A 414-nucleotide genomic window follows, 5' to 3' on the forward strand; every position below is an offset into this window, starting at 1 on the left:
CGTCATGGCATCCGGGTGCAGTTGCGTCAGCAGGACGCGGGTGGTCTGACGGCGATGGTGTTGTTGCCTGAGGCGTTGCTGGCCAGTGCCGGCCCGGCGTTTCCTGGAGTGCCGGGGATGCCGCAGCCCGAGCTGACCAGTCCGATGCCGTTTGAGAATCCGCCGCGTACTCCGGTGTTCGGCGCGGACGCGCCCGGTGTCGGCGCTCCTGGTGCTGATCCCTTCGAGCGTGGGCCGTTCGAGTCCTTCCCGCGGGAGACCGTCGACTTCGACCCCGACCCGTTCGTCCCTGGCGAGGTTGAGTCCGGGCCGTTCGATTCCAGTCCCTTCGACACCAACCCCTTCAGCCGGGGTCATGTCGGGGAGGCTCCGGTGGACACGCCCTGGCCTGGTCATCTGCCCCCTCCGGGGGGT

General features: G+C 68.8%; 1 pseudogene. It reads left to right on the plus strand.

Features of this window, described 5'->3' with window-relative positions:
• Nucleotides 1–414 (plus strand): annotated as a pseudogene (locus IL992_RS47185) (hypothetical protein); the annotation flags it as partial.

This window comes from Microbispora sitophila (assembly GCF_014892245.1).
Classification (GTDB): domain Bacteria; phylum Actinomycetota; class Actinomycetes; order Streptosporangiales; family Streptosporangiaceae; genus Microbispora; species Microbispora siamensis.